Source organism: Paractinoplanes pyxinae (assembly GCF_026626335.1).
Lineage (GTDB): Bacteria > Actinomycetota > Actinomycetes > Mycobacteriales > Micromonosporaceae > Actinoplanes > Actinoplanes pyxinae.
Genome location: NZ_JAPNTZ010000015.1, coordinates 217,526 through 242,096, shown reverse-complemented (window position 1 = coordinate 242,096; position 24,571 = coordinate 217,526). Strand labels below are relative to the sequence as shown.

Here is a 24,571-nt window from a genome sequence, read left to right as displayed (position 1 = left end):
GGCGGACGCGGTTGTCTGAACAGTCGCCGGGTTGCTAGCGGGGTGCCGCGCGCTCCACGATCGCCGCGGTGTCGACCCGCGCCGGCAGCGTGCCGAACGTGTGGCCCCACTCGCCGCCCAGCCGGCTGGCGCAGAAGGCATCGGCGACGGCGGGTGGGGCGTACCGGACAAGAAGCGAAGCCTGCAGCACGAGAGCCATGCGCTCGGCGGTGCGACGGGCGTCGTCCTCGACCGGCGCCTCTTTGAGCGCGTCGATCGCTTCGGCCAGCCGCCTGTCCGCCTGAGCGGCCGGCGCCACCTCGGCCAGGAACGCCTCGAGGCTGTCGGGTTCCTTCTTCAGCGTACGGAGGATGTCGAGCGCCTGGACGTTGCCGGAGCCCTCCCAGATCGAGTTCAGCGGCGCGTCGCGGTAGAGCCGGGGCAGCCCCGAATCCTCCACGTAACCGTTGCCACCCAGGCATTCCAGCGCCTCACCGACCACGGCCGGCTGCCGCTTGCACACCCAGAACTTGCCGACCGCGATGGCCAGCCGCGAGAAGGCCTGCTCCCGCCGGTCGACCGCGCCGGCCAGCCGCATCGCGAGCAGGGTCGCCGCTTCGCTTTCCAGAGCCAGGTCCGCCAGTACGTTTCTCATGACCGGCTTGTCGGCCAGGGCACCGCCGAACGCGTGCCGGTGCCGGGTGTGGTGGATCGCCTGAGTCAGCGCGGCCCGCATGCCCGAGGCCGAGCCGGTCACGCAGTCGAGCCGGGTCATCGCCACCATCTCGATGATCGTGCGCACGCCCTGCCCCTCGGCGCCGACCAGCCAGGCCACGGTGTCGTCGAACTCGGGCTCGCTGCTGGCGTTGCTGCGGTTGCCCAGCTTGTCCTTGAGGCGCTGGATGCGGAAGGTGTTGCGGGTGCCGTCGGGAACCACGCGAGGCACGAGGAAACAGGAAAGACCTTGGGGCGCTTGCGCTAGTACGAGGAACAGGTCGCACATCGGTGCGCTGGTGAACCACTTGTGGCCGCGCAGCCGCCAGGTGCCGTCGCCCGCATCGGTCGCGGCTGTGGTGTTGGCGCGTACGTCGGAACCGCCCTGCTTCTCGGTCATCCCCATGCCGGCGAGCAGGCCCTTTTTCGTCGAAGGCGTCCGCAGCCCGAAGTCGTACGCCTTGGCGGTGAGCAGAGGTTCGTACGCCTTCGCCAGCTCGGGCGCGTGCCGAAGAGCGGGAACCACGGCGTACGTCATCGAGATCGGGCACGAGTGGCCGGCCTCGACCTGGGACCAGACGTAGAGGCCGGCCGCCCGGGCGACGTGCGCGCCCTTCCGCGTGTCGGCCCAGGGCGCCCCGGCCAGGCCTTCCCCGACGGCGACCTCCATGAGCCGGTGCCACGAGGGGTGGAAATCGACCTCGTCGACGCGGTGGCCGTACCGGTCGTGGGTGAGCAGCCGCGGCTCGTGCCGGTTGGCCTCGTCGGCCCAGCGCTGCGGCTCGGCCGTCCCCGCGAGCTTCCCCAGCCGGTGCAGGTCGCCGGCCGCCCAGTTCGCGCCCTCCCGCTCGACCGCCCCGAGCAGCCCCGCGTCGGCCGCCACGTCGTAGTCGACCAGCGGCGGCGGCTGGTTGAAGACCTCGTGCGTCATCCCGCCAATCTACCGCCGGGTAACTTCCGGGCACCAGGCCGCGCCGCCGTCGCCTGGACGAGTGATTACGGCAAACCGCGGCTCACTGAAGAATGACTGTGATGGATGACCAAGCGGCAGCGACCGTACGCCGGCACGCCATCGAGACAAGCGGTGTCCCCGACGGCCGGCCGATGATCTTCGCGCACGGCTACGGCTGCGACCAGAACATGTGGCGGCTGGTCGCGCCCGCGTTCGAGGACGCCTACCGCGTCGTGCTGTTCGACCACGTGGGCGTCGGCCGCTCCGACCTGGGCGCGTACGACGAGACGAAGTACTCCGGCCTCGACGGGTACGCCGCCGACGTGCTCGACATCGTGCACGACCTCGACCTGCACGACGTCGTCTTCGTGGGCCACTCGGTCAGCGCCATGATCGGCATCCTGGCCGCGATCAAGGAGCCGTCCCGCTTCTCCGAGCTCATCCTGATCGGCCCCTCGCCGTCCTACATCAACGAGGGGGATTACATCGGCGGCTTCAGCCGGGCCGACATCGACGAGATGATGCAGGCCCTGGACAGCAACTACCTGGGCTGGTCGAGCGTCATCGCCCCCATGATCATGGCCAACCCGCAGCGCCCGGAACTGAGCCAGGAACTGGTGAACAGCTTCTGCGCCACCGACCCGGCCATAGCGAAGAAGTTCGCCCGCGTGACCTTCCTGTCGGACAACCGCAAGGACCTGCCGTCCGTCCGCACCCCCAGCCTGATCATGCAGTGCACGGACGACATCATCGCCCCCAACGCAGTCGGCCAGTACGTCAGCGACCACCTGCAAGACAGCACCCTGGTCGTCATGAACGCGACCGGCCACTGCCCCAACCTGAGCGCCCCCGAAGAAACGATCGAGCTTATGAAGGCCTACCTGAAACGCGACTGACCCGTTGCCTACTGCGCGGCCAGGGTGGGGTCGACGTCGTCGTCCGGCGTCGCCGAGTCGTCCGGGCCGGTGCTCGGGGCGGGCGCAGGAGTGACACTCGGGCTGGGAGCGGGCGCGGGCGTGGCCCGGACGCCGTGAGCCTGGATCTTCGCGGCCGTGTACAGCGAGCCGACGTGGCTGCCGGTCACGGTGATGCGGAACCCGGCCGAGACGGCGCCGAGCGTCCTGCCCCCGCCGTTCACGACGATCCGGGCCGACGCCGGCACGGAGATCGAAACCGTCCGGCCCTTCACGTCCTTGGTGCCGCTCTTGACCGCGACGGTGACCGTCGAGCTGCCGAGGTCGACCGCGGTTACCGATCCGGTGGCGGCGAAGCTCACCTTGGCCGGCTTGGCGGGCTTGCCCGGCTTCGACTGGGCGGGCTTCGAGGCCGCGGGCTTGGCGAACGCCGCCCCGGCCGTGACCGGCACGGCGGACACGGCCACGGCAGCGACCAGAGCGACGGCAGAAACAGAACGACGCATGCGCACGACGGAATCCTTCGACTAGGGGGAGTTACAACGTCCCGCCCGCCGGTTGCAGAGCCGGTTGCGGGCCGGTTGCAATGCCCGTCGTCGCGGAAATCAGCGGCCGGTCGTGCCGTCGAGTTGTTCGCGCAGGATGTCGGCGTGGCCGGCGTGGCGGGCGGTCTCCGAGGTCATGTGGGCCAGCACCCAGCGCAGGCTCAGGTGTTTGCCGTCGATGGGGTGGACGACCGGGGCGCCGGGGTCGGCGGCGGCGCGGATGATGCGGTTGCTGTCCTCGATGGCGGCTCGGTAGGTGGCGATGACGTCCGCGGTTTCGACGGCGGCGGGGACGGTCATGCCGAATTCGTAGGAGTCGTGGCCCTGGCCGGCGACGTGGTAGCCGAACCAGTAGCGCTCGCCGTCGGTGAGGTGGGCGATCAGGCCGATCAGGTTGGTTCCGGAGTCGACCAGCACCCGGCGCAGCTGCTCGTCGGTCAGGCCCTCGGCCTTCTTGAGCACCGACTCGCGCGCGAAGTCGAGGAAGGCGAGCGCGGTGTCGAGTTCGCCGTCGTCGTTGCGGGGGACAGGTTTGCGCTGGGTCTCGGCCATGGACCGCACGATAAAGGCTTCGCACGCGCCGCGTGGGGTGCCGTTCCGCGCGGCGCGTGCGAAGGGTCTGAAGGATCGCGCACACCATCGCACACGGGCAGTCCTCCGGGCGTGTCGGAAATCCGTCGGGCCGGGGGAGAGGCAACGGCGCCGGTAGGCGTTATGGTCGGGCGTTGCGGACGGAGGGGGACCGGTTGAGCACGACGGCGGCCCGGCTGGCCGAGGCCCGGCAGTTCGCCGTCGCCGCCGGGCGGCCCGATCTGGCCGAGCGTCTCGAGAAAGCGCTCGCGAACCGGAGTGACCCCGCCGTCGCGGTGGTCGGCGAGTTCAAGCAGGGCAAGAGCAGTCTCGTCAACGCGCTGCTGCACACCGACGTCTGTCCGGTCGACGCCGATGTGGTCACCGCGCTGCCGACGATCCTCCGGTTCGGACGCCCGCCGGCCGCCTACCTGCTGGGTGAAGCAGATCAGCGCGAGCCCATCGAGTTCGCCGACCTGCCCAAGCACATCACCGGCACCGAGGCCGACCCGGCGCCCCGGGCGGTGGAGGCCGCGATCGACAGCCGCCTGCTCGGCGCCGGCCTGGCCGTCGTGGACACGCCGGGCGTGGGTGGGCTCGACTCGGCCCAGGGCAACCTCACCCTGGCCACGCTGACGATGGCGGGAGCCGCGCTTTTCGTCACCGACGCGGCACAAGAGCTCACGGCGCCCGAGGTCGAATTTCTACGGCGTACGCGGGAACGCTGCCCCCGCACCTGGCTGGTCCTCACCAAGATCGACCTGCACGTCGAGTGGCGCCGCATCGCGGCGATCAACGAGGGCCATCTCAAACGGGCCGGCCTCGACGTGCCGGTCATCCCGGTGTCGTCGTTCCTGCGGGTGCGCGCCCGGGCCCGCGACGACACCGCCCTCAACGACGAGTCGGGCTTCCCGCGCCTGGTCGAGCTGGTGCGCCGCGAGATCATCGACGCCGCCGAGGACGAGCGCACGCAAGCCGCCGAGGCCGAACTCGCCTTCGTGATCGCCCAGCTGCGCGACCGCCTCGACGCCGAGGAGGCCGCGGCCGATCCCCGGCACGTCGAGCGTTACGCCGAGCGGGCCCGCCGCAGCGCCCAGCTGGTCACCGGCACCTGGCAGACCGTGCTCGGCGACGGCATCCAGGACCTGGCGGCCGACGTCGACCACGACCTGCGCGAACGTCTGCGCCTGATCATCATCCGGGGCGAGCAGCTGCTGGCCGAGTCCGATCCGCGCAACACCTGGCAAGATTTCCAAGCCTGGGCCGCCCGCGAGGCTAGCCGGGCCGCCGCCGACAACCTGATGCTGCTCGTCTCCCGCGCAGAGCAACTGGCCCGGGACGTCGCCGAGCGGTTCGGCCTGGAGGCGCACGACCTCAGCGCCACGCTGCCCGCCGTCGGCCCGGCCGTGCACAAGGCGCGCGACCTCGAGCTGAACTTCCAGAAGTCGACCATCCAGCAGTTCCTCGGCGCCTTCACGGCAGCCCGGGTCGCGTACGGCGGATTCTTCCTGCTCGGTGGCGTCGGCGCGCTCGTCGGCGTGGCCTGGGCGGCGCCGCTGGGGCTGCTGGCCGGGGTCGCGTTCGGCCGCCGGCTGGTCAAGGCCGAGAAGGAACGCCAGGTGCAGCAGCGCCGCCATCAGGCCGGTCAGGAGCTTCGGCGGTACGTCGATGAAGTCGGCTTCCACGTCGGTCGCGACAGCCGGGAGGCCGTCCGCCGCACCCAGCGCCACCTGCGGGACGAGTTCGCCGCCCGGGCCCGCGAGCTGAGCCGGTCCGCCGCCTCGGCCGAGGCCGCCGTGCGCGAGGCCGCCTCGCTCACCGGCGAGCAGCGCCGCGCGCGGGCCGCCACGATCGCCGAGCAGCGTGACCGTCTGGAAAGGCTGGCCGGGTGAGCCTGCTCGACGACACCCGGGCCCTGCTCGACCGGGCGGTGGCCGAGACCGGCGACCCCCGGCTGGCCCGGGCCCGCGGGCGCCTCGACGAGCCGCTGCGGGTGGCCATCGCCGGCAAGCTCAAGGCGGGCAAGTCGACGCTGCTCAACGCGCTCATCGGGGAGGAGCTGGCCCCGACCGACGCGGGGGAGTGCACGCGGATCGTCACCTGGTACGCCGACGGGCCCGCGTACGCCGTCACCTCGTACCTGACGGACGGGAACGCCGAGGCGCGACCCTTCACCCGGCGCGACGGCGCGGTCCGCATCGACCTCGGGCGGCCGTCCTTCCAGGTCGAACGCCTGGAGGTGCGGGTGCCGAGCGCCCGGCTGCGCCGGCACACGCTGATCGACACGCCCGGCATCGAGTCGCTGTCGGCGGATATCTCCGCGCGTACGACGGCGTTTCTCGAAGCCGAGGGCGAGCACGCCACTCAGACCGACGCCGTGATCTATCTGCTGCGGCACCTGCACGGCGGGGATGTGCGCTTCCTGGAGGCGTTCCACGGCGACGACGGCGCGGGCACTCCGGTCAACGCGATCGGCGTGCTGTCGCGGGCCGACGAGATCGGCGGCTGCCGGCTCGACGCGATGACCGCCGCCGAGCGGGTGGCCGCCCGCTACGCCACCGACGAGCGCCTGCGCAAGCTGTGCCCGGTCGTCGTGCCGGTGGCCGGGCTGCTCGGGGCGGCCGGCGCGACCCTGCGCGAGAACGAGTTCCGGGTGCTGGCCGAGGTCGCGGCGCTGCCCATGGACGACATCGTCGAGGTGCTGCTGACGGCCGACCGGTTCGCGGCCGGGGGCGAGGATCGGCGGCGGCTCGTCACGAGGCTGGGGCTGTTCGGCGTACGGCTGGGAACGCGTCTCATCCGCGAGGGTGATGTGACCGACGCGGCCGGTCTGGCTGCCGCCCTGACCGAGGCCAGCGGCATCGCGCGGCTGCGGGAGGTGCTGCGGACCCACCTGGAGGGCCGGGCCGAGGTGCTCAAGGCCCGCAGCGCGCTGGCCGCGCTCGACGACTGCCTGCCGCCCGGGTCACCGCTGGCCGGCGAGGCCGAGCGGATCCGGGCCGGCGCCCACGAGTTCGTCGAGCTGCGGCTGCTGCACCAGCTGCGCTCGGGCCGGCTGGCCGTGGCCGACGACCGCCGGGCTGGCCTCGACCGGCTGCTCGGCGGTTCGGGCGGCACAGCCCAAGAGCGGCTGGGCGTGCCCGTATCCGACGTTGCGCAGGCGGCGCTGGCGCAAAGGACGCGGTGGCAGCGCCTCGCCGAGCATCCCCTCACCGGCCGCGAGCTGAAGGCGGCCGCCCGAGCCGCCGTCCGCACCTGCGAGGGGATCCTCGCCGATCAGAACCAGCAGGGGTGACCCTCCCGGTCGCCCGGCTTGGTGAGCACGTGCTCGTGGGTGCCGTCCGTCTTCATGATCACGACCGTCGGCTTCTCGTAGGGCCCCCGCACAAAGGCGATCCACTTGCCGTCCGGTGAGAACGTCGGGTCCATCTCGCGCTCCGGCGACTTGGTGAGCCGGCGCGCCGGTCCCGAACTGTCCTTGGGGACGATCCAGATATCGGAGTCGTTCTTGCCGATCTGCTTGGTGAACAGAATCCAGTGGTCGTCGGGGTCGAGCGCCGGGTCGACGGCCGGGCCCATGCTCTCGTCGGTGATGCGCCGCTCGACACCCCGCACGACGTGCCTCGCGTACAGGTAGCGCACGCCGTCCCGCTCCTGCCAGAACACGATCGCGTCGTTGTTCGACGTCCAGACCGGGTCGTCCTTCGGGTCGGGCGAGGTCGTGAGCTGCTTGGCCTCGCCGCCCGCGGCCGGGATCGTGAAGAACTGGTTGACCGGGCCGACCTTCCGGACGAACACGATCTGCTGGTCGTCACCCGACCAGGAGGCCCGCCCGTTGGTGGCGCCGCCGGCCAGCTTGCGGCGGTCGCTGCCGTCCGCCTTCATGACGATGATGTCGCTGGTCGAGCCGGGGTTGAGGTGGGTCAGGACGATCTGCTTACGGTCGTGCGACCACCGCGGCAGGGTGTCGCCGGGAAGTGTTCCGGCCAGCTGGTCGCGAGGGGTGCCGAGGCCGGGCTTGAACAGCGAGACGGTCGAGACGCGGTCGGTCTGCGAGATGGGGCCGGTGTCGGTGCGAACCAGCAGACGGGAGTTGGTGGGCACGCCCGGAATGGGGACGCCGGCCTCTGCCGACGGACTCACCGAGGCCGGGGATGACGGTGGGGTGTTGCCCTGGGCGGCCGGATCGTCCTTATCGCGGTTGTTGAGGGCGATGATCGTCGCGGCGGTGGCGGCGATGAGGACGGCGCCGGCTGCGCCTGCGACAGCGAGTCGGCGCCGGGTGCGTGGGTGGTTGCGCTTCTGGATCTCGTACGGGCGTAGGGGCGCAGCCGGAATCGGGGTACCCACGCCTGGATTCGACGGCGTTCCGAAACCCGGTACGTACGGTCGAGGGCCATCAGCCGGGGGCGGTGCCCCCAAGTCTGGCGGTGCTCCCGCGTCCGAAGCGGCGGGGAAGGTAGCGGTGGGCGGCAGCGACGCCGAGTTCGCCGGCTCCAAGTTCCATGTCGGCGGTGCCGGTGTCGCGCCGGGGATCGCGGCGGCCCCACGGCTGAAGGCGACCGGTCCGGCCGGGCTGCGCTGCTCGGCCGCCACCGGCTGCGTCGGCATGGTCTGGGTCGGCGTGGGCTGTGTCTGCCTCGGCTGTGCTCCCGCGGCCTGAGCAACCGCCGGCTGCTGGGGCATCGGCGCTGTGCCGTGCGGGCCGGGCTGCTGCTGCGGCATGGGCGCGGTGTCGTGCGGGCCTGTTTGATGCGGCATGGGCGCGGTGCCGTTGGGGGCGGCGGCCAGCGACTCCGGGTGGTCGGACCACGGGTCCTGCGGCTCCGGGGGAAGCGCGGCCGGCATGGCCCCCGTGGCGAACGCCGCCCCCAGGGCGATGCTGTGCTCCGGGTGCGGGTCGGCCACGACCGGCCGGCCGAACTCCTCGGAGAGCATCTGCGCCACCAGCGGGATCCGCGACGACCCGCCGGCCAGCAGCACCGCGCTGACCTGTCCCGCCTCGACCCCCGCCCCGCGCAACGCCCGCCGCGTGGCCGCGATCGTGTCCTCCAGGGCCGGTGCGATCATCGACTCCAGTTCGGACCGGTTGAGCCGTACGCGCGTATGCAACCCCGGCAAGGCCACCGGAATCGACGTCTCCGTGTCGAAGGACAGCGCCTCCTTGGCCTCCACGCAGTCCCGCCGCAGCCGGGCCAGCGCCTCGGTCACGTCGTCGTCATCCGGGTCCAGCTCCTGAGCCGCGCTGCCCAGCGCCCCCACGACGTGCGCGAACACGGCCTCGTCGAAGTCGGCCCCGCCCAGCTGCTCGACGCCCTCGGGCTCACCCACCAGCGAGAACCCGTCCGAGTCGCGCCGCAGCAACGCCACGTCGAATGTCCCGCCACCCAGGTCGTACACCATGACGGTCTCACCCAACGCGATCCGCCGAGCCGTGGCGTGCTGCAGCGCCGCCGCCTCCGGCTCGGTGATCAGCTTGACCGGCCCCGCATCCGCCAACCTCACGGCTTGAGAGAACTGCTCCCTCTTGTACGGCCCCCAGTTGGCCGGGTGCGTCAGCGTCAACGAAGCCGGCGCGCCGTCGCGCAGCCGGGTCACCTCATCGAGCACGTGCCGCAGCAGCTTGGCCGTCAACGCGTGAGCCGAAAACGGAGTTCCGCCCACCAGGATCGGCACCGGATCCCCGATCCGCCGCTTGAACTCCCGGGCCAACCGCCCCGGCTCCGCCAGCCCCCGCCGCTCGGCCGCTTCCCCCACCAGCAGCCCGCCGTCGTCCTTCACGAACACCAGCGACGGGATCTCAGCCCGGCGACCCCCCACCCGAACGACTTCCACCCGCCCCGAGTCGTCCCGCACAGCGGCCGCAGTCTGAGTAGTGCCCAGGTCGATGCCGAGCCCGTAGGTCCCCTTCACGCCGTAGATAGTCCCATCACCGCACCACCCGGACCGCCGCCCGAACGGGTATGCCCATCAATCGGACGGCTCGGATTCAAGGTCGCCGAAATCTGTCCCTCGAACGGGTGGCCGGGTCATCCTCGACAGGGAGGCAGTCCGTTCATGATCACTTCTGACCTGGGGAGTTCATCTTGCCGAAACCTCTGACCGTCCGGCGCGGGTTAGGTTCCCGTCATCATCGACAACGTTGACCCCTTCATCGGCACCGCGGCCACGGATCTGCCTCCCGCCCGCGGTCTCGCTTCCACGTGGTGGTTCCCGAAGCCGCAGGTGGGCAACACGCATCCGGGGGCCACGGCGCCGCTCGGCATGGTGTCGGCGTGCGCCTACTCGGGCGCCTATCCGACGGGGTACGGGCTCTACACCAAGAACACCGAGGGTGTGCCCGAGACGATGTTCGAGCGGATGCAGGCGTCCGGCTTCACGCATTTCCAGCAGTCAGGCACGGGCGCGATCCGCAAGTACTACAACTACGTACGCGTCACGCCGATGGTGCAGCCGCTCGACGCACTCGGGCAGTCGTGGCCGCTCAGCGACGAGGAGGCGTCGCCCGGCTACTACGCGGCGACCCTGGGCACCGGCATCCGCAGCGAGATCACCGTCGGCGAGAAGGTCGCGATCCACCGCTACACGTTCCCGGCGCACAGCAGCGCCCGCGTGGTGATCGACCTGTCGTGCGGCGGGCTGGCCACCGAGCTCGGCCGCACGGTTCCGCTGCGCGCGCAGATCGAGAGCATGGGCTACGGCCGGGCGCAGGGCACCGTCGTCATGGAGGGCGTCCCTCTCTCCGTGTACGCCGAGGTCGACAGCCCGGGCTGGCGGCAGATGCTCTGGTACGACCGGCGCCTCATCGACGGCGGGACGCGGCTCGACTTCGACAGCATCCGGCACACCAACCTGCGCCCGTTCGGGTTGCTGTTCATGGGCTCGACGCGGCCCGGCCAGACGATCGAGGTGCGCCTCGGCTTCTCGCTGCGAGGCAACGATCAGGCGCGGGCCAACCTCGAGCGGGAGTGCGGCAGCGACCGCCCCGCCTTCACCGCCGTACGAGCGAAAACCCGGGCCAAATGGCGTGAGCATCTGAACAAGGTGCAGGTCGAAGGGGGCACGACCGCGCGCCGGACGGTGTTGTCCACAGCCCTCTACCACGCGCTCATCAAGCCGTGCTTCGCCGACGACGAGAGCCCGTTCTGGCCCGATTCCGGCCCGTACGCGTTCGACGTTTGCACGATGTGGGACATCTACAAGACGCAGATTCCCCTGCTTTCGGTGCTGGTGCCGGACCGCGCGGCGGATCTGCTCGAATCGCTCATCCGCGTGTGCGAGGAGGAGGGCAACTTCCCGATCGGCTACCGGATGGCCCGCGGCGCCGACCGTTTCTTCCGGCAGGCGAGCGCACTCGCACATACAGCGCTGGCCGACGCGCACGCCTTGGGCACTTCGCGCATCGACTGGGCCTGGGCTCTCGTCCACATGGTCGACGACCTGCGGCGCATGTACGGCGAGGACTTCTACGAGCACGGCGTGGTGCACCCGATCACGCACACGCTCGACCTGGCCATCGGCTACCACTGCACGGCCCGGGTGGCCCGCGCGCTCAACGACCACCGGCTCGCGGCCGACCTGGAGGAGCGCAGCAAGGGCTGGATCAACGCCTTCGACCCGGACAGCGGCCTGCTTCGGAACTCCGAGTTCTACGAAGGCGGCAAGTGGAACTACTCGTTCCGGCTGCTGCACGACATGCGCGCCCGCATCGAGGTGGCCGGCGGCGACACCCGGTTCATCAAGAAGCTCGACCGGTTCTTCGGCTTCGGCGCCGACCCGGTCAAGCAGCCCGGCCGGCGGCCGCCCGCGGCCGAGATGGCGGCCGGCTACGCGCTCAAACGCTTCGAGGGGCTGAACAACGAGCCCGACATGGAAGCGCCGTGGGCGTACCACTACGCCGGCCGTCCTGATCGAACGGCCAGGATCGTGCATTCCGCGCTCACCTGGCAGTTCGGCACCGGGCCGGGCGGGTTGCCGGGCAACGACGACTCGGGCGGTCTCAGTTCCTGGTACGTGTGGGCTTCGCTCGGCCTGTTCCCGGTGGCCGGCCAGCATCTGTTCCTGGTCAACACGCCCGCCTTCGGCAGCGCCACCGTCCAGGTGCCCGGCGGCGAGTTCCACATCGAGACCAGCGGCCACCGCGAGACCCCGATCGGCGTGGACGGCATCGACCACGAGCCGCCACCCCTGTACGTGCAAGAAGCGTCCCTGAACGGCAAACCCCTGCACGCCACGCACCTGAGCGCCGCCGATGTGCACCGCGGCGGCCGGTTGCACCTGCGGCTGGGTCCGGAGCCGTCGAGCTGGGGGAGCGGAATCCGTCCGCCTTCCCTGTCCGACTCACTGTTTCCGGAGGACACGCGTTGAACAAGCCCGACCGTCGTCTCGTCATCGTGGTCCGCGCGGACCCGGTGATCTGCGGCCATTCCGGTGAGGCCCGCAACCTCGCCGAGGTCGCGCTCACCCGGGGCTTCACGGATGTCCGCCTGCTCACCTGGCCCATCCCGGTGCTGCAGGCGGCCGGTCTGCCGCTCAAGCCGCTCGACCGGCTCCTGCCGTACAGCGAAGGAATCACCGTCGAACGCCCGGAGGCGGTCGGCGACTACCGGGTGCCCGACGGCCGCCACCTGGCCGGGCTCACCGGCCGGCTGGTCGAGCTGCTGGCCGATCCGATCCCGACCGTGTGCCTGTCGATGTATCTGGTGCCGCACCAGACGGTCGTGGTGGACGCAGTGACCGCGGCGCGGGCGGCCGGGCTGGATCCCCAGGTGCACACCATCGCCAAGGCGGTCGGCTCGGACGTCACCAACGTCATCCGCCAGTGCCTGCGTGAGGGCCGCTTCGGCGCGGCGACGGTCCTGTTCACGACGTTCCTGGCCAACGACGAGGTGGTGGCGGTCTCGGAGTACACCAAGGACGAGATCATCGCGTCGGCGCTCGAGGTCGACGCCTCGTGCGGCACGTCCTTCGCCGAGCAGTGCCGTTCGCGGGTGACGGTGAGCTACCCGCCGATCGACTCGTCGGCCTATGTGGACCTGGACGACGACGAGGTCGATGCGGCGCTGGCCAAGCGGGGGCTCGAGCGGGACGGCTACATCCTGTTCCTGTCCCGGGTGGCCCGGGCCAAGGGCATCTACGACCTGGTCATCGCGTACGGCCAGATGCGCAGCCGGGACAAGGTGAAGCTGGTCGTCGCGGGCAACGGCCCCGCCCTGGAACACGTGCAGGCGATGGCCAAGGAGGACGACCGCATCATCTTCCTGACCGACGTCGACGACGAGGAGAAGCCGCTGCTCATGCGGGGCTGCGCGGCGTACGCCCTGCCCACCAAGCCGGAGCCGGACTTCGTCGAGACGTTCGGCATCGCGCTGGCCGAGAAGATGCTGGCCGGCGGCGGCCCGGTCATCACCACGCTCACCGGCGGCACCGGCGAGGCTGTAGGCGATACGGCGATCATCGTCGAGCCGGGTGACATCAACGCCCTGGCCGAGGCCCTGGACCACGCCGTCCTGGAGATGCCCGAGGCCGAGAAGGCCGAGATGGCGTCGCGGGCCCTGGCCAAGGCGATGACGTTCGATCGTGCCGCGGTCTTCGACGACCTGTTCCCCAAGCTCGACGGCTGATTCTGCACGGTGTCTTCTACGCGGCCCTTTCTTTGCGGCCCGCCGGTTCGGCTTCCTTGCGGCCCGCCGGTTCGCTTTCTTTGCGGCCCGCCGTTCGGTGAACGGCGGGCCGCGCCGGATCAGGCCGGTTCGATCCAGATGTTGCGGTAGCGGACGTTGGCGCCCGGGTCGCCGTGGTCCTGCAGGCGGATCGGCAGGGCGGCCGGGCTCTCGGCGGCGCCGTTGCCGGTGGGGCCGTCGATCTCGATGTTGTTGTGCACGGTCACGCCGTTCCAGACGACGGTGGCCCGGGCGTTCTCGGTCTTCGTGCTGCCGTTCCAGCGAGCCGCCCGGAACGTGATGTCGTACGTCTGCCACGTCTCCGGGGCGGTGGCGGCGTTGGACGAGGGCGCCCGCTTCAGATAAATGGCTCCGGCGTCGTCCAGGGCCGGGTTCGCTTTCCCGTACGAGTCCAGCACCTGCAGCTCGTACCGGTCCTGCAGATAGATGCCGCTGTTGCCGCGCTGCTGCCCGGTCACGTCGGCCGGCAGATTGGGCAGCCAGAACTCGACGTGCAGCTTGAAGTCGCCGTAGTTCTGCTTGGTCCGGATGTCGCCGCCCAGCACCTCGGCCGACCCGCCGGAGATCGGCCACGTCACCGCGCTGTTGTCACCGTTGCGGAACGCGTTCAGGCTGCCCCCGTCGAACAGCGTCACCCGGCTGGTCCCGTTGTGCGTCCAGCGCTGCTGGGCCACGTTCGCCCATTCCCAGATCTGCACCTGGGTGCCGTCGGCCGTCGCCCCGCCGGCCACGTCGAGCACCTTGCCCGACGCCGGGTTCAGCAGCGAGCCGTTGGCCTGCGGCTGCCACACCTGGGCGGCGCTGTTGTTGCACGTGTAGAGCTGCACCTTCGTGCCGTTGGCGGTGCCGCCGTTGTCGATGTCGAGGCACTTGCCGAGCGCCCGCAGCGTGTCGCCCTCACGCGTCCAGCTCTGCGCGGTGGTGTTGTTGCAGGTGTGCAGCTGCACCTTGGACTTGTCGGCGATATTCGCGTTGTCCACATCCAGGCACTTGCCGCCGATTCCAGTAAGGGTCCCTGTCTTGTTACCTGTGGACGATGAAGTTGACCCTACGGTCAAGCTGTCCAGGTTGACGTGCCCGATGTCGCCGGTGTCGACGCGGTACGAGACGGTGTTGCCGCCGGCTCGCAGGGTCGCCGTGTCGTTCAGCGTGGCCCAGGTGTCCCAGTTGCCGGTGTCGGCCAGGCTCACCTGTTTCACCTTGACCCCGTTGACGTACAGGCTGATGGTTTTGGCGCCGGCCGACGGGTTCGGACCGTTGCTGTAGCGCAACGCGATCGGGTACGCGCCGGCTGTCTGCACGTTGACGGTGAAGGTGGTGGCCGCACCGACCGCGCTGTGCCCGGCCGAGAATCCGTTGCCCGTGTAGCCGGTGTGGTCGTTGGCGACCGAGGCGCCCGGGCTGAGCCCGGAGAACTCCGCCTCGACCCGGTCGGACTTCAGGATCGTGCCGTCGACCAGGCTGTTCAGCGTGTACCAGGCCTCGGTGCTCCACAGCGACGCGTTCGAGGCCGAGGTGAACGGGCGCGGCGAGCGGACGTGCACGACCCGGCCCGGCTTGAGCCCGGCCAGCTTCAGCGTGACCTTGAGCTTGTCGGCCGACAGGGTGGCCGACGACACGGCCAGCGTCTCCTCGTCGACCTTCGGGCCGCCGTAGTCGGGCGTCGAGACGTAGCGCCACTGCTTGGCCTTGTAGCGGGTGGCCAGGTTAGCGGCGGTCGCGTCCGAGACCGGCTGCGTGTACTCAAATTCGAACCCGCCGGCGATGGCCCGCATGGCCTTGATGTCGAAGACGCTCGCCGAGTTCGGCGTGAGCTTCTGCAGCCCGTACGTCAATTTGCCTTCCTGCCCCCAGTTGCCACCCGCGCCGAGCCCGCCCACGTAGAGCGCCCCGTCCGGCCCCTGGTTCAGTCGCAGCACGCCCATCTCGAGGCCCTGCGTGAGCCGGAAGACCGCTCCCTGGTACTGGCCGTTGACCTTTTCCAGGTACGCGCGTTGCAGACCGCCGTAAGTGACGTCACCGAACAACATCTGACCGGAGTACGGGCCGGAGGTGAGCATCAGCGGCGTGCTCGGCGAGTTGGCGATCTCGTTCTGCGGCAGCCACAGCACGGGCTGGGTGACCGGCTGCTGGTCGAACGGGCCGTCCGGGTTGGTGAAGTGGCCGAAGAAACGGTCCTGCTTGACCTGCACCAACTTCGACGCCGGCAACCAACCACCTTGGTTGTCCAACACGAAGACGTCACCGTCGGGCCCGAACGTGAGGCCGTTCGGGGTGCGCAGGCCGCCCGCGACGTACTGCACCGCCCCGGTCGTACGGTTGATCTTCAGCGTGGTGCCGCGGTTGGGTGAGCCCTGCGGGTCGGTGGTCGCGCCGCCCAGGTTGATCGAGACGGACAGGTTCAGATAGAAGAACCCGTCCTGATAGAGCAGCCCGAACGCGAACTCGTGAAAGTTGCCGTCGAAGGGCCAGGTCGCGACCCGCCGGTACTGGTCGATGGTGCCGTCGCCGTTGGTGTCGTTGAGCTCGGTCAGCTCGTGCTTCTGCGACACGTAGATCTTGCCGTCGACGATCTTGAGGCCCATCGGCTCGCGCAGGCCGGTGGCGATTTTCTTGTACGTGACCTGGCTCGGCGAGGTGTTGCCGGTGACCCCGCTGAGCACGTACACCTCGCCGGCCACCGTGTCGCTGCCACCCCAGGTGGCGATGGCGAGCCGGCCGTCGGGGAACCAGTCCATGGCGCTGACCTGCGGGTTGAACCCGGACGGGCGCAGGTTGGTCAGCGTGTAGCCGGGGTGCACGCTGGTCAGCGGCAGGCCGTCGCCCGGGCTGTCGCCGGCGGTCTCGCACTCCTTGCGGCCGGGCGCCGTCACCCGCACGACTCCGGCGTCGGTGCTGAGCGCGCTGGCCGGAACCACGGTGAACGCGGTGGCACCCGGCGGCTTCCACTCGAGGGTGAGCTGCTGACCGCCGTCGCGTTCGAAGTAGTCGATGTTCAGCGCGTGGTAGCCGGTGGTGAGGCTGACCGAGCCTTCCTTGGCGGTGGCGCCGTGGGCTCCGTCGTGGTCGATGACGGTCGCGTTGTCGATCCGCAGCCGGGAGCCGTCGTCGCTGGTGAGCCGGAAGCCGTACGTGCCGGCGGTGGTGACGGTGATGTTGCCGAGCACCTCGGACTGGAAGCGGTCCTCGAGGCCGAAGTCGCCCGCGGTAGTCCAGTTGATCGTCGAGAGCTTCTTGTCGACGTTAGGCGTCTGACCGGGCTTGAGCGTGCAGAGCGAGTCGCGCGAGACCTGAAGGTCGTACGTGCGAAGGGTGATGCCGGGCTCCTGCGGGGGAGGAGCAGCAGCCGCGGCGGCGGGGAAGGCGGGCAGAAGTCCCGCAAGAGTAGTGACGGCGAGCAGCGCGATTCGTGTCTTCATCGGACCGTCCAGGCTTCGACAGGGATCGATGCCAGCACGGTAGGCGGACTTCTGCACGCAGGTCCATAACTTTGGCGCGATTATCGAAAAGTCTTGTTATCCGTTCCGAAACTTGCCTGTTACCTCCGCCTGTCGTTGCCCCATCGCCCGCCGCCGCAGCAGCAGCCGCTGCCGCAGTCAAGGCCGCTGCCGCTGTCGCAGCTGCTGGCGCAGCCGTTGCCGTGGCCGCTGGCACAGCCGCTGTCGCAGCCGCAGCCGCAGCCGCTGGCATAACCGTTGCCGTTGCCGCGGAGCCGCCGCTGCCGCACTGTGCTGCTGGCACAGCCGCTGCCGCCGTCGCAGCTGCTGACGCAGCCGTTGCCGTGGCCGCTGGCACAGCCGCTGCCGCTGCCGCAGCTGCTGGCGCAGCCGTGGCCGCTGGCGCGGTCGCTGGCGCAGCCGTGGCCGCTGGCGCGGTCGCTGGCGCGGTCGCTGGCGCTGTCGCTGGCGCTGTCGCTGGCGCTGTCGCTGGCGCTGTCGCTGGCGCTGTCGCAGCGTTGGCGCTGGCACACCGCTGTGACTGTTGCTGCGGCTGCGGCTGCGGCTGCCGTTGCCATTGACGCTGTCGTGACGGGAGCGCAGCGGTGACGATCGTCAGCCCGGCAGCGACGTTCCAGCCAGCGGCGTCGGGGGTTCGTTGCTCTGCACGGCTCGGTCTTGTACGTTGCAGCTGACCGCGACACCGACCCAGGAGGTGAGACCCATGAACGCAGTTTCGAAGTGGGTGCTCCCTGTTCTTGTCACGGTCGGCGATTGACGTAGGTGTCGCCGGGAGCGCCGAGGCACTCCCGAGAGGCAACACCTTTGTTTGACGTGATCATCGCCGGCGGCGGCCCGACCGGCTTGATGCTGGCGGCCGAGTTGCGCCTGCACGACGTACGAGTTCTGGTGCTCGAGAAGGAAACCGAGCCCGTCTCCCACGCGCGCATAGTCGGCCTGCACACCCGCACTCTCGAGCTGATGGCCATGCGCGGCCTGCTCGACCGCCTGCTCACCCACGGCCGAAAGCGTCCCGCCGGCGCCTACTTCGCCGGCATCCCCAAACCCGCACTCGCGGACCTGGACTCCCCGTACGCGTTCCTGCTCGGCATCCCGCAGCCAGTCCTAGTCCAACTGCTGGAACAACACGCGACCAAACTAGGCGCCGAAATCCGCCACGGCAGCGCAGTGGCCACCTTTAACCAACACAACAGCGCGACTCTTGAACCGCGCAACTCCGGAGGCTCCGGCGACGGCGCGTCGGTTGCATCGTCCGGCTCGGAGGGCTGCGGCGACGGCGCGACAGTTGCATCGCTCGGGTCCGAGGGTTACAGCGAAGGTGCGACTGTCGAATCGGCTGGCTTCGAGCGCGACGACAGCGCGACCGGTGAATCGCTCGACATCGAGCATGACGTCGGCGGGGTGACTGTCGAACTGGTCGGTGGTGAGCGATTGCGTGCGCGTTTTCTGATCGGTTGTGACGGAGCGCGCAGCATCGTGCGGAAAACGCTCAATATCGGCTTCTCCGGCGAGCCGTCGCGCAACTGGACGCTCATGGGTGAGATGGAAGTGAGCGAGCCGCCCACCGGCGAGCTGGCTGACCAGCGCCTGAGCATCCGGCCGGTCGGTCCCGGTGTCTATCGCGTCATCGTTCCTGCCACTGAGCGAACGGAAGCGCCGACCATCGACGACTTCCGTCGGCAGTTGCGCGTTCGTGCAGGAACGGACTTCGGCGTGCACTCGCCGCGCTGGATGTCGTGCTTCGGCGACGCCACGCGGGTGGCTGAGCGCTACCGGGTCGGGCGGGTGATGCTCGCCGGCGATGCCGCCCATATCCATCCGCCCACCGGCGGCCAGGGGCTCAACCTGGGCCTGCAGGACGCGGTCAACCTGGGCTGGAAGCTGGCCGCGACGGTTAGACGCCGGGCCCCGGAAACACTGCTCGACACGTACGAAGCCGAACGTCGCCCGGTGGCCGAGGACGTGCTCGACTACACCCGCGCGCAGATGGAGTTGTCGTCCACCGAAGCGGGCGCGCAAGCCTTGCGCCGGCTGGTCACCGAGTTGATGGATTTCGACGACGTCAACCGCCGTCTGATCGAGAAGACCACCGCCACCGGCATTCGCTATGACTTCGGCGACGGCCCCGACCTGCTCGGACGGCGACTGCCCGACGTGCGGGTGAAGCAAGGCAGTGTGTTCGAACTGCTCCACCGTGGCCGCGGCCTGCTGCTCGATCGCACCGGCCGCCTCACCGTCGAGGGCTGGGCCGACCGTGTCGACCACCTCGGCGATCCCTCCGCAGCCCTGGACGCATCGGCCGTCCTGGTGCGCCCCGACGGCCACATCGCCTGGATCGGCGACGACCAGCGAGAACTGGACGCCCACCTCGCCCGCTGGTTCGGGCAACGCTCATGACCGTCCGCAGTTAGCGCATACTCGCCGCGTCCGCAGGTGATAGTCGGTGGACGCGGCGAGCAAACCCAGACCCCAGACGACGTACGCGGACATCGCCGAGATCAGGAAGGCGTCGGAGAACTCGCTTTCCGAGCCCGATGCCACCTGCAGCAGCCCCATCCCGAAGTAGGCGACGAGCCCTGCGCCCAGCCCGAAGCCGGGAATCAGCAGCAGGTGGCGGGGGATCGTGCGGCCGGCGAGCAGAGGCACCCACTTCGGCCAAACGCGCCCCCAGCCGTGCACCAGCGCCAGCGGCAACAACCCGCCGGCCAGCACCATGCCGACCTCCAGCCCGACGATCGACGGGTCCTGAACGAGCCCGTCGAACCCCACGACGACCTGGGCGGTGAAGCGCGCGACCAGTCCGGCCACGGCCGTGTACGCGGCCCAACGCGCCCACCGAGCCGGCGCGTCACGGTGCCGCCCGGCCACTCCGGTCCGGCAGCACGACGGGCAGTCGCCCCGGGTTCGACGCTGGTAGGCGGCCGTGGCCAGTCCGAGCAGGACCGCCCCGCTCGCACAGGCCAGCCGGCTCGCGAAGGCGAGCGGTTCGAAGTACGGCCCATAGCTGAACAGCAGGAACCCCACCAGCTCCGGCAACAGGATCGCCGCTGCGGCGACGAGCGACGCGGCCACGCCCCAGGCGGCCACGGCCAGCACCGGCTGCCAGGTCCGCATCCGCTGCAACGCGACGCCCAGCACGCCCGCCGCAGCGCACAACGGAACCGACCACCAGCCGGTGAAGCCCACGAGGTCCCAGCCGAACGGCTCGAACGACGGCGCTCCACCAGCCGCCCAGAACACTCGCAGACCGCCGTAACACAGAGCCCAGGCAATCAACGCGTACGTAAGAACGCGGCCGGTTCCCGCCGCAGCGCCGCTCCCCGGCGGCGGAGTCCTGCTCGAGGTTGCGCGGGTCCTGCTCGATGTTGTCCGTTTTCCGTCCACCGATGAATGTGTGCTGGTCGATGACGCGCGAGTTTCGTTCGACGACGCGCGAACGTTGCTCGAGGTTGCGCGAGTTCCGCCCGTTGTTGAACGAGTGCTGGTCGATGACGCGCGAGTTTCGTTCGACGACGCGCGAATGTTGCTCGAGGTTGCGCGAGTTCCGCTCGAAGTGGTCATTGCTTGAGCGTCATCGCCGGACCGCTGCGACGGATCCCGCCAAGCGGGGATGCGCCTCCCTCTCCAGAGGGGGTGCACGCCTCCCGTGCCCTACGGACAGCCGCGGCCGATGACTTCCTGCACGCCGTCCATCGCGGCGTACTCCGAGCGGAAGGCGCGAAACCCGGACGCGTCGATCAGCCGGAGCCGGTAGGAGTCCGGCAGTGCCCCGAGCTCCGCGCTCTCCGCCCGCGGCTCGCGACCTTCCTCGTACGCGTAAGTGCCGCTCTCGACCATCACGGAGTCCACACGTGTATCGGCGGCGAGCGCCGACGTGAGCGCCGACCGCTGCCGTTCGGTCGTATCGGCGTACAGGGAAATGACCACCTCGATGCCGTCGCCTGCCGCCGGATCGAGTGAGCACGACGGCGCCGTGATCGGCCGCATCGCGGCCGGCGGACCTGTTTGTGACGGCAGCTTCAGCCCTGCCACCAAGCCCAGCACCGCGAGCACGCCACCGGCAGCTCCCGCGATCTGTCGGCCGCGCGCGGTTGTCTTCCGCGCCACAGCGGCATCGTCGCCCACCGCCCGGTCCAAGTGCTCCAGCAGATCCACAACCGGATCATGCCCCCAGCCGGCCGGATCGCCTGACCGGTCGCGCCGTCACACCGCCTACGAGTGACGCTGCAGCGGCGACGCGTCCCCGACGAGCCACAGGTGCCCGAACGGATCGAAGAATCCGCCCTGCCGATGCGGACCCCAAGGCATGGCGTGGTCTCGCACCGGATCATGGTTGTCCGCGCCCGCCGCCGCGGCCCGCGCGACGAAGCCGTCCGGGTCGTCGACGAACACCTCGACCCGGACCGTCGTGCTGCCCAGCGCTACCGGCGCCGCCCACCCGTTGTTGGCCGGCTCGGCCAGAAAGAAGGGTGCCCCCTCGATCTCCAGCCCGATCACCGAACCGAGGTTCCACAACTCGACCGCGCCCAGCGCGCGCCGATACCATTCCGAGGCCGCCGCCGCGTCCGGCACCCCGAGCATGAGCGAAATGGCCATCACCGTTTCACCGTACGCGTCAAGACCTTGCCAGTACGCGCTCGCGCAGCTGATCCTCCCGGGCGATCCCGGACCTGTTGATCAGCACCATGAGCGCCGCTCCCGCAACTAGCACGGCTACGACACCCGGAATCCACCACCGGCGACTGAAAACGGTCACCCGGTCGACGGTAGATCGCCGTCCCACCCGAAAGCGCCGATTGTGCGATCCTCGTCGGCATCTCGTAGCGAGCGGAGGATGTCGATGAGAGTGCGTTCCGGTCCGATCGCTGTCGCGGCGCTCGCTCTCACCGTGGCCGGCGGCTGCGCCGGTGAGGACCGGGCGAAGGCTACCGCCGCCCCGGCCGTCATCGAGCCGACCGCGACGGCTGCCAGCCCCGCGGCTGCCGTCACCGAGCCGGCCGCGTGGAAAGACCTGGCGGTGGACTGCCCGCCGTTGACGGCCGCGGAGTTCGCAGCGACCGAACCGGTGGACCGGCCGGCCCGGAGGATGGACGACGCGGCGCTACTCGGGGTGATGTGCAGCTATCGGCTCGACGATGCTCTCGTGGTCAGCACTCGACTGCAGATCGACCGTGATCCGGCCCAGGCCCGTCAGTCGGCTGAGGTCTTCGCGTCCAACCGGGCCGACAAAGAGGCGAAGGGCCTGACGGTCGCCGACCTGACCGGCCTCGATGGGCCGGCGACGGTCACGGCCGACGGCTCCGCGGTGGTGGAGGCGATGACCTTCAGCAAGAGCGCCCGGCTCTTCGCAATCGTCGATCTCGGTGTCCCGGTGCAGTCCGAAGCCGATATCGACCAGCATGCTGACGCGCTGGCGGCGGTCCTCCGCGACATGGTGGGCAACCTGCGCTGAGCCCGCGTCAGGCGTGGACGCGGGGGAGCAGGGCGTCGACGAGGAGCTGGAGCATGCGGGTGGCCTGGTCGACGTCGGTGGCGGCAAGCATGATGCCGGCCATGGTCGCCGAGACGTCGGCCGGCTCGACGTCGGCGCGCAGGGTGCCGTCGGCGCGGCCGGCCGCCAGGAAAGCGGCGATCGCCTCGTTCAGCTGTTCGCGGGTGTGACCGGAAGTGATCGCGCCGCTGGCTATGGCGGCCCGAAGGGCCTCGGCCATGCCGTGCTTGGTCGCCACGAAATCTTGGTAGCGGCGCATCCACTCGCGCAGCGCCTCGGGCGGGGAAAGCTCGGCCAGCAGTTCCGGAGCCAGGTCCGACAGGCGGGTCAGCTCGCTGCGGTATACCTCTTCGACCAGGGCCTCGCGCGACGGGAAGTTGCGGTAAAGCGTGCCCACCCCGACGCCGGCCCGCACGGCGATGATCTCCATCTTCACCGGCTCGGTGCCCGTGGTGAAGGCCTGGGCGGCCGCCTCGAGGATGCGGCGGCGGTTGCGCTGGGCGTCGCTGCGTCGACCGGGAACCGGGATCACCGTCCTGAGGGGGAAGCGGAATCGATTCCGCTTCTGCTAACGTCGGATCGTGCCAAGCGGAATCGGCTCCGCTTGCGTCCATCATAGGTGGTGCCATGACCAGGTTCGGAAAGCTCGGCGACCACGACGTGCTGCGCGTCGGCTTCGGCGCCATGCAGCTGGAACACGCCGACCCGGGGGACGCCGTCAAGATCCTGCGGCGGGCGGTCGAGCTCGGCGTCGACCATCTCGACACGGCCCAGTTCTACGGCCCGGGCACGGTGAACACCCTGATCCGGCAGGCTCTGCATCCGTACGGCGAGGGGTTGCGCATCGCCACCAAGGTCGGCGCGGTGACGCATCCGGTCGAGCGGCTGGTCACCGCCCAGAAGCCGGCCGAGCTCCGGGCGTCGGTCGAGGCCAATTTGCGTACGCTCGACGTCGAGCACCTCGCTGTGGTGAACCTGCGCCGGGCCGACCAGCCGCCCGGCATCATTGCCGCCGGTGATCAGATCGTCGACCTCGACAGCCAGCTCGCCGAGCTGATCGCGCTGCGGGACGAGGGCAAGATCGGCGGTATCGGCCTCAGCCACGTCAGCCTCGATCAGCTGCGGCAGGCGCTCCCGGCCGGCATAGTCTGCGTGCAGAACCTGTACAACGTGCTCACCCGCGACCACGAAGACCTGCTGGCCGAGTGCGCCGCGCGGGGCATCGCCTGGGTGCCGTACTTCCCGCTCGGGTCGGCCTTCGAGGGCCTGCCCAGCGTCACCGATCATCCGGTGGTCATCGAGCACGCCCGCCGCCTCGGCATCACCGCGGCGCAGGCGGGGCTGGCCTGGCTGCTCGGGCACAGTCCGGTCACACTGCTGATTCCGGGCACCCGCGACCTCGGGCATCTGGCCGACAACGTCGCCGTGGCCGGCATCGAGCTCGACGAGGCGGCGACCTCAGCCTTCGACGCGCTGGCGGGCTGAGCCGACCTCGGTGAACTCGTCGAGCGGACCGTGGAGGCGATCGGCGTGGACGGTCAGGAAAGGCTTGCGGGTCATGCCCAAAGCCCGCATGCGCTCGGCCATCGGATGGTCACCGGTCAGGCGTACGCGGAAAGCGCCGCGGCCCAGACGCGCGCCCGACAGCTGCATCGGCACCTGGCCACGCAGCAACTTGCCCGCCTGGGCGCCGTGGTCGAGATAGGACAGGGCCGGCAACGCCGCCTGCACGGCGAACGGCAGCCGCAGACGGCCGTGCCGGAACGACGCCCGCATGACCTCGGTGGCCCGGTCACGGACGACGACGTCGGTCTCCATCTTCGAGAAGCGCAGCTCGGCATCCATCAGCCACTTGGGCAGGCCCCAGAAGTCCTGGCCCGCCTCGCGGGTGAACGCGCCCGTCACCGGCAGGTCGACCAGATGCAGGCCGGGCGGGCCGGCGGGTCCCCGCACGAGTACGCCCACCCCGACCTCGTCGTACGACTTGAGGGCGAACTCGTCGTAGTGGATGCACATGATCATGCTGAAGGCCCGGCCGAACAGCGAGAACGGCCGCAGCGGGGTGCCGGCCAGCACCGAAGCGGCGTCCTTGGTGCGCGTCGTGAACACCGCGGCGGTCAACCGGGCCGACGTGATCTCGACCGGAAGGGTGACCTTCTCGCCCTGCAGCGACCACATACGGTCGCCGATCCGCTCAGCCATGGAACGACCCTAGCGGTAGGCGGGTGGCCCGGCCGAGCGCGAAGTGATAGGGCTTCGATATGT

The 24,571-nt window shown here is 70.1% G+C and carries 20 protein-coding genes; 10 read left to right on the top strand and 10 right to left on the bottom strand.

What is annotated here, in order from left to right; genetic code table 11:
* Positions 1-34: 34 nt before the first annotated feature.
* A complete protein-coding gene (locus tag OWR29_RS36560) occupies positions 35-1,624 on the bottom strand; it encodes an acyl-CoA dehydrogenase family protein (protein WP_267568061.1) in 1,590 nt (529 codons plus the stop codon).
* Between the two features lie 101 nt (positions 1,625-1,725).
* On the opposite strand from OWR29_RS36560, the gene OWR29_RS36555 reads away from it, so the two are divergent.
* Entirely contained in the window at positions 1,726-2,541 is an 816-nt protein-coding gene (locus tag OWR29_RS36555; RefSeq protein WP_324291291.1) for an alpha/beta fold hydrolase, read from the top strand.
* An 8-nt stretch (positions 2,542-2,549) separates the two neighbouring features.
* Here OWR29_RS36555 and OWR29_RS36550 read toward each other — a convergent pair whose 3' ends face one another.
* Together OWR29_RS36550 and OWR29_RS36545 are read right to left on the bottom strand one after the other, a co-directional pair.
* Positions 2,550-3,071 carry a hypothetical protein gene (locus OWR29_RS36550; protein WP_267568060.1) on the bottom strand — a complete coding sequence of 174 codons (522 nt, stop codon included), beginning with the start codon at positions 3,069-3,071 and terminating at the stop codon, positions 2,550-2,552.
* Between the two features lie 93 nt (positions 3,072-3,164).
* Positions 3,165-3,656: a DinB family protein gene (locus OWR29_RS36545; protein ID WP_267568059.1), complete on the bottom strand. Its 492-nt coding sequence runs from the start codon at positions 3,654-3,656 to the stop codon at positions 3,165-3,167.
* A 173-nt stretch (positions 3,657-3,829) separates the two neighbouring features.
* Here OWR29_RS36545 and OWR29_RS36540 point away from each other — a divergent pair, with 173 nt between their 5' ends.
* A complete protein-coding gene (locus tag OWR29_RS36540) occupies positions 3,830-5,566 on the top strand; it encodes a dynamin family protein (RefSeq protein WP_267568058.1) in 1,737 nt (578 codons plus the stop codon).
* Complete coding sequence (locus tag OWR29_RS36535; protein ID WP_267568057.1) at positions 5,563-6,969, top strand: dynamin family protein; 1,407 nt, start codon at positions 5,563-5,565, stop codon at positions 6,967-6,969. The genes OWR29_RS36540 and OWR29_RS36535 overlap by 4 nt, the downstream gene beginning before the upstream one ends.
* Here OWR29_RS36535 and OWR29_RS36530 read toward each other — a convergent pair.
* Positions 6,951-9,587, bottom strand: coding sequence for an Hsp70 family protein (locus OWR29_RS36530; protein WP_267568056.1), 2,637 nt, complete (start codon positions 9,585-9,587; stop codon positions 6,951-6,953). The two genes, OWR29_RS36535 and OWR29_RS36530, sit on opposite strands and share 19 nt — an antisense overlap.
* Positions 9,588-9,803: 216 nt before the next feature.
* Here OWR29_RS36530 and OWR29_RS36525 point away from each other — a divergent pair, with 216 nt between their 5' ends.
* Both OWR29_RS36525 and OWR29_RS36520 read left to right on the top strand, forming a co-directional pair.
* On the top strand, positions 9,804-12,041 hold the full coding sequence (locus OWR29_RS36525; protein WP_324291292.1) for a GH92 family glycosyl hydrolase: 2,238 nt from the start codon (positions 9,804-9,806) through the stop codon (positions 12,039-12,041).
* Entirely contained in the window at positions 12,038-13,297 is a 1,260-nt protein-coding gene (locus OWR29_RS36520) for a glycosyltransferase (RefSeq protein WP_267568055.1), read from the top strand. The genes OWR29_RS36525 and OWR29_RS36520 overlap by 4 nt, the downstream gene beginning before the upstream one ends.
* A gap of 119 nt (positions 13,298-13,416) precedes the next feature.
* On the opposite strand, the gene OWR29_RS36515 is transcribed toward OWR29_RS36520, so the two are convergent.
* Positions 13,417-16,776, bottom strand: coding sequence for a 3-keto-alpha-glucoside-1,2-lyase-like domain-containing protein (locus tag OWR29_RS36515; protein ID WP_267568054.1), 3,360 nt, complete (start codon positions 16,774-16,776; stop codon positions 13,417-13,419).
* A gap of 309 nt (positions 16,777-17,085) precedes the next feature.
* On the opposite strand from OWR29_RS36515, the gene OWR29_RS36510 reads away from it, so the two are divergent.
* Positions 17,086-17,403: a hypothetical protein gene (locus OWR29_RS36510; protein WP_267568053.1), complete on the top strand. Its 318-nt coding sequence runs from the start codon at positions 17,086-17,088 to the stop codon at positions 17,401-17,403.
* 216 nt (positions 17,404-17,619) lie between these two features.
* Positions 17,620-19,212 carry an FAD-dependent monooxygenase gene (locus tag OWR29_RS36505; RefSeq protein WP_267568052.1) on the top strand — a complete coding sequence of 531 codons (1,593 nt, stop codon included), beginning with the start codon at positions 17,620-17,622 and terminating at the stop codon, positions 19,210-19,212.
* On the opposite strand, the gene OWR29_RS36500 is transcribed toward OWR29_RS36505, so the two are convergent.
* Entirely contained in the window at positions 19,207-20,055 is an 849-nt protein-coding gene (locus tag OWR29_RS36500) for a hypothetical protein (RefSeq protein WP_267568051.1), read from the bottom strand. The two genes, OWR29_RS36505 and OWR29_RS36500, sit on opposite strands and share 6 nt — an antisense overlap.
* A 154-nt stretch (positions 20,056-20,209) precedes the next feature.
* Between OWR29_RS36500 and OWR29_RS36495 the strand changes: the two genes are divergently transcribed.
* Complete coding sequence (locus tag OWR29_RS36495) at positions 20,210-20,383, top strand: hypothetical protein (RefSeq protein ID WP_267568049.1); 174 nt, start codon at positions 20,210-20,212, stop codon at positions 20,381-20,383.
* An 83-nt stretch (positions 20,384-20,466) separates the two neighbouring features.
* On the opposite strand, the gene OWR29_RS36490 is transcribed toward OWR29_RS36495, so the two are convergent.
* Complete coding sequence (locus OWR29_RS36490; protein ID WP_267568048.1) at positions 20,467-20,970, bottom strand: permease-like cell division protein FtsX; 504 nt, start codon at positions 20,968-20,970, stop codon at positions 20,467-20,469.
* A gap of 57 nt (positions 20,971-21,027) precedes the next feature.
* A complete protein-coding gene (locus OWR29_RS36485; protein WP_267568047.1) occupies positions 21,028-21,411 on the bottom strand; it encodes a VOC family protein in 384 nt (127 codons plus the stop codon).
* Between the two features lie 244 nt (positions 21,412-21,655).
* Between OWR29_RS36485 and OWR29_RS36480 the strand changes: the two genes are divergently transcribed.
* A complete protein-coding gene (locus OWR29_RS36480) occupies positions 21,656-22,267 on the top strand; it encodes a hypothetical protein (RefSeq protein ID WP_267568046.1) in 612 nt (203 codons plus the stop codon).
* Positions 22,268-22,274: 7 nt separating this feature from the next.
* Here the strand turns inward: OWR29_RS36480 and OWR29_RS36475 are convergent, their stop codons facing one another.
* Positions 22,275-22,838, bottom strand: coding sequence for a TetR/AcrR family transcriptional regulator (locus tag OWR29_RS36475; RefSeq protein WP_267568045.1), 564 nt, complete (start codon positions 22,836-22,838; stop codon positions 22,275-22,277).
* A gap of 95 nt (positions 22,839-22,933) precedes the next feature.
* Between OWR29_RS36475 and OWR29_RS36470 the strand changes: the two genes are divergently transcribed.
* Complete coding sequence (locus tag OWR29_RS36470; RefSeq protein WP_267568044.1) at positions 22,934-23,791, top strand: aldo/keto reductase; 858 nt, start codon at positions 22,934-22,936, stop codon at positions 23,789-23,791.
* Here OWR29_RS36470 and OWR29_RS36465 read toward each other — a convergent pair.
* On the bottom strand, positions 23,765-24,508 hold the full coding sequence (locus tag OWR29_RS36465; protein WP_267568043.1) for an acetoacetate decarboxylase family protein: 744 nt from the start codon (positions 24,506-24,508) through the stop codon (positions 23,765-23,767). The genes OWR29_RS36470 and OWR29_RS36465 overlap by 27 nt on opposite strands.
* Between the last annotated feature and the right edge of the window lie 63 nt (positions 24,509-24,571).

Coding starts and splice junctions, on each gene's coding strand:
- OWR29_RS36560 (WP_267568061.1), bottom strand. CDS start 1,624: ATGACGCACGAGGTCTTCAACCAGCCGCCGCCGCTGGTCGACTACGAC.
- OWR29_RS36470 (WP_267568044.1), top strand. CDS start 22,934: ATGACCAGGTTCGGAAAGCTCGGCGACCACGACGTGCTGCGCGTCGGC.
- OWR29_RS36480 (WP_267568046.1), top strand. CDS start 21,656: ATGAGAGTGCGTTCCGGTCCGATCGCTGTCGCGGCGCTCGCTCTCACC.
- OWR29_RS36485 (WP_267568047.1), bottom strand. CDS start 21,411: ATGGCCATTTCGCTCATGCTCGGGGTGCCGGACGCGGCGGCGGCCTCG.
- OWR29_RS36545 (WP_267568059.1), bottom strand. CDS start 3,656: ATGGCCGAGACCCAGCGCAAACCTGTCCCCCGCAACGACGACGGCGAA.
- OWR29_RS36555 (WP_324291291.1), top strand. CDS start 1,726: ATGGATGACCAAGCGGCAGCGACCGTACGCCGGCACGCCATCGAGACA.
- OWR29_RS36515 (WP_267568054.1), bottom strand. CDS start 16,776: ATGAAGACACGAATCGCGCTGCTCGCCGTCACTACTCTTGCGGGACTT.
- OWR29_RS36465 (WP_267568043.1), bottom strand. CDS start 24,508: ATGGCTGAGCGGATCGGCGACCGTATGTGGTCGCTGCAGGGCGAGAAG.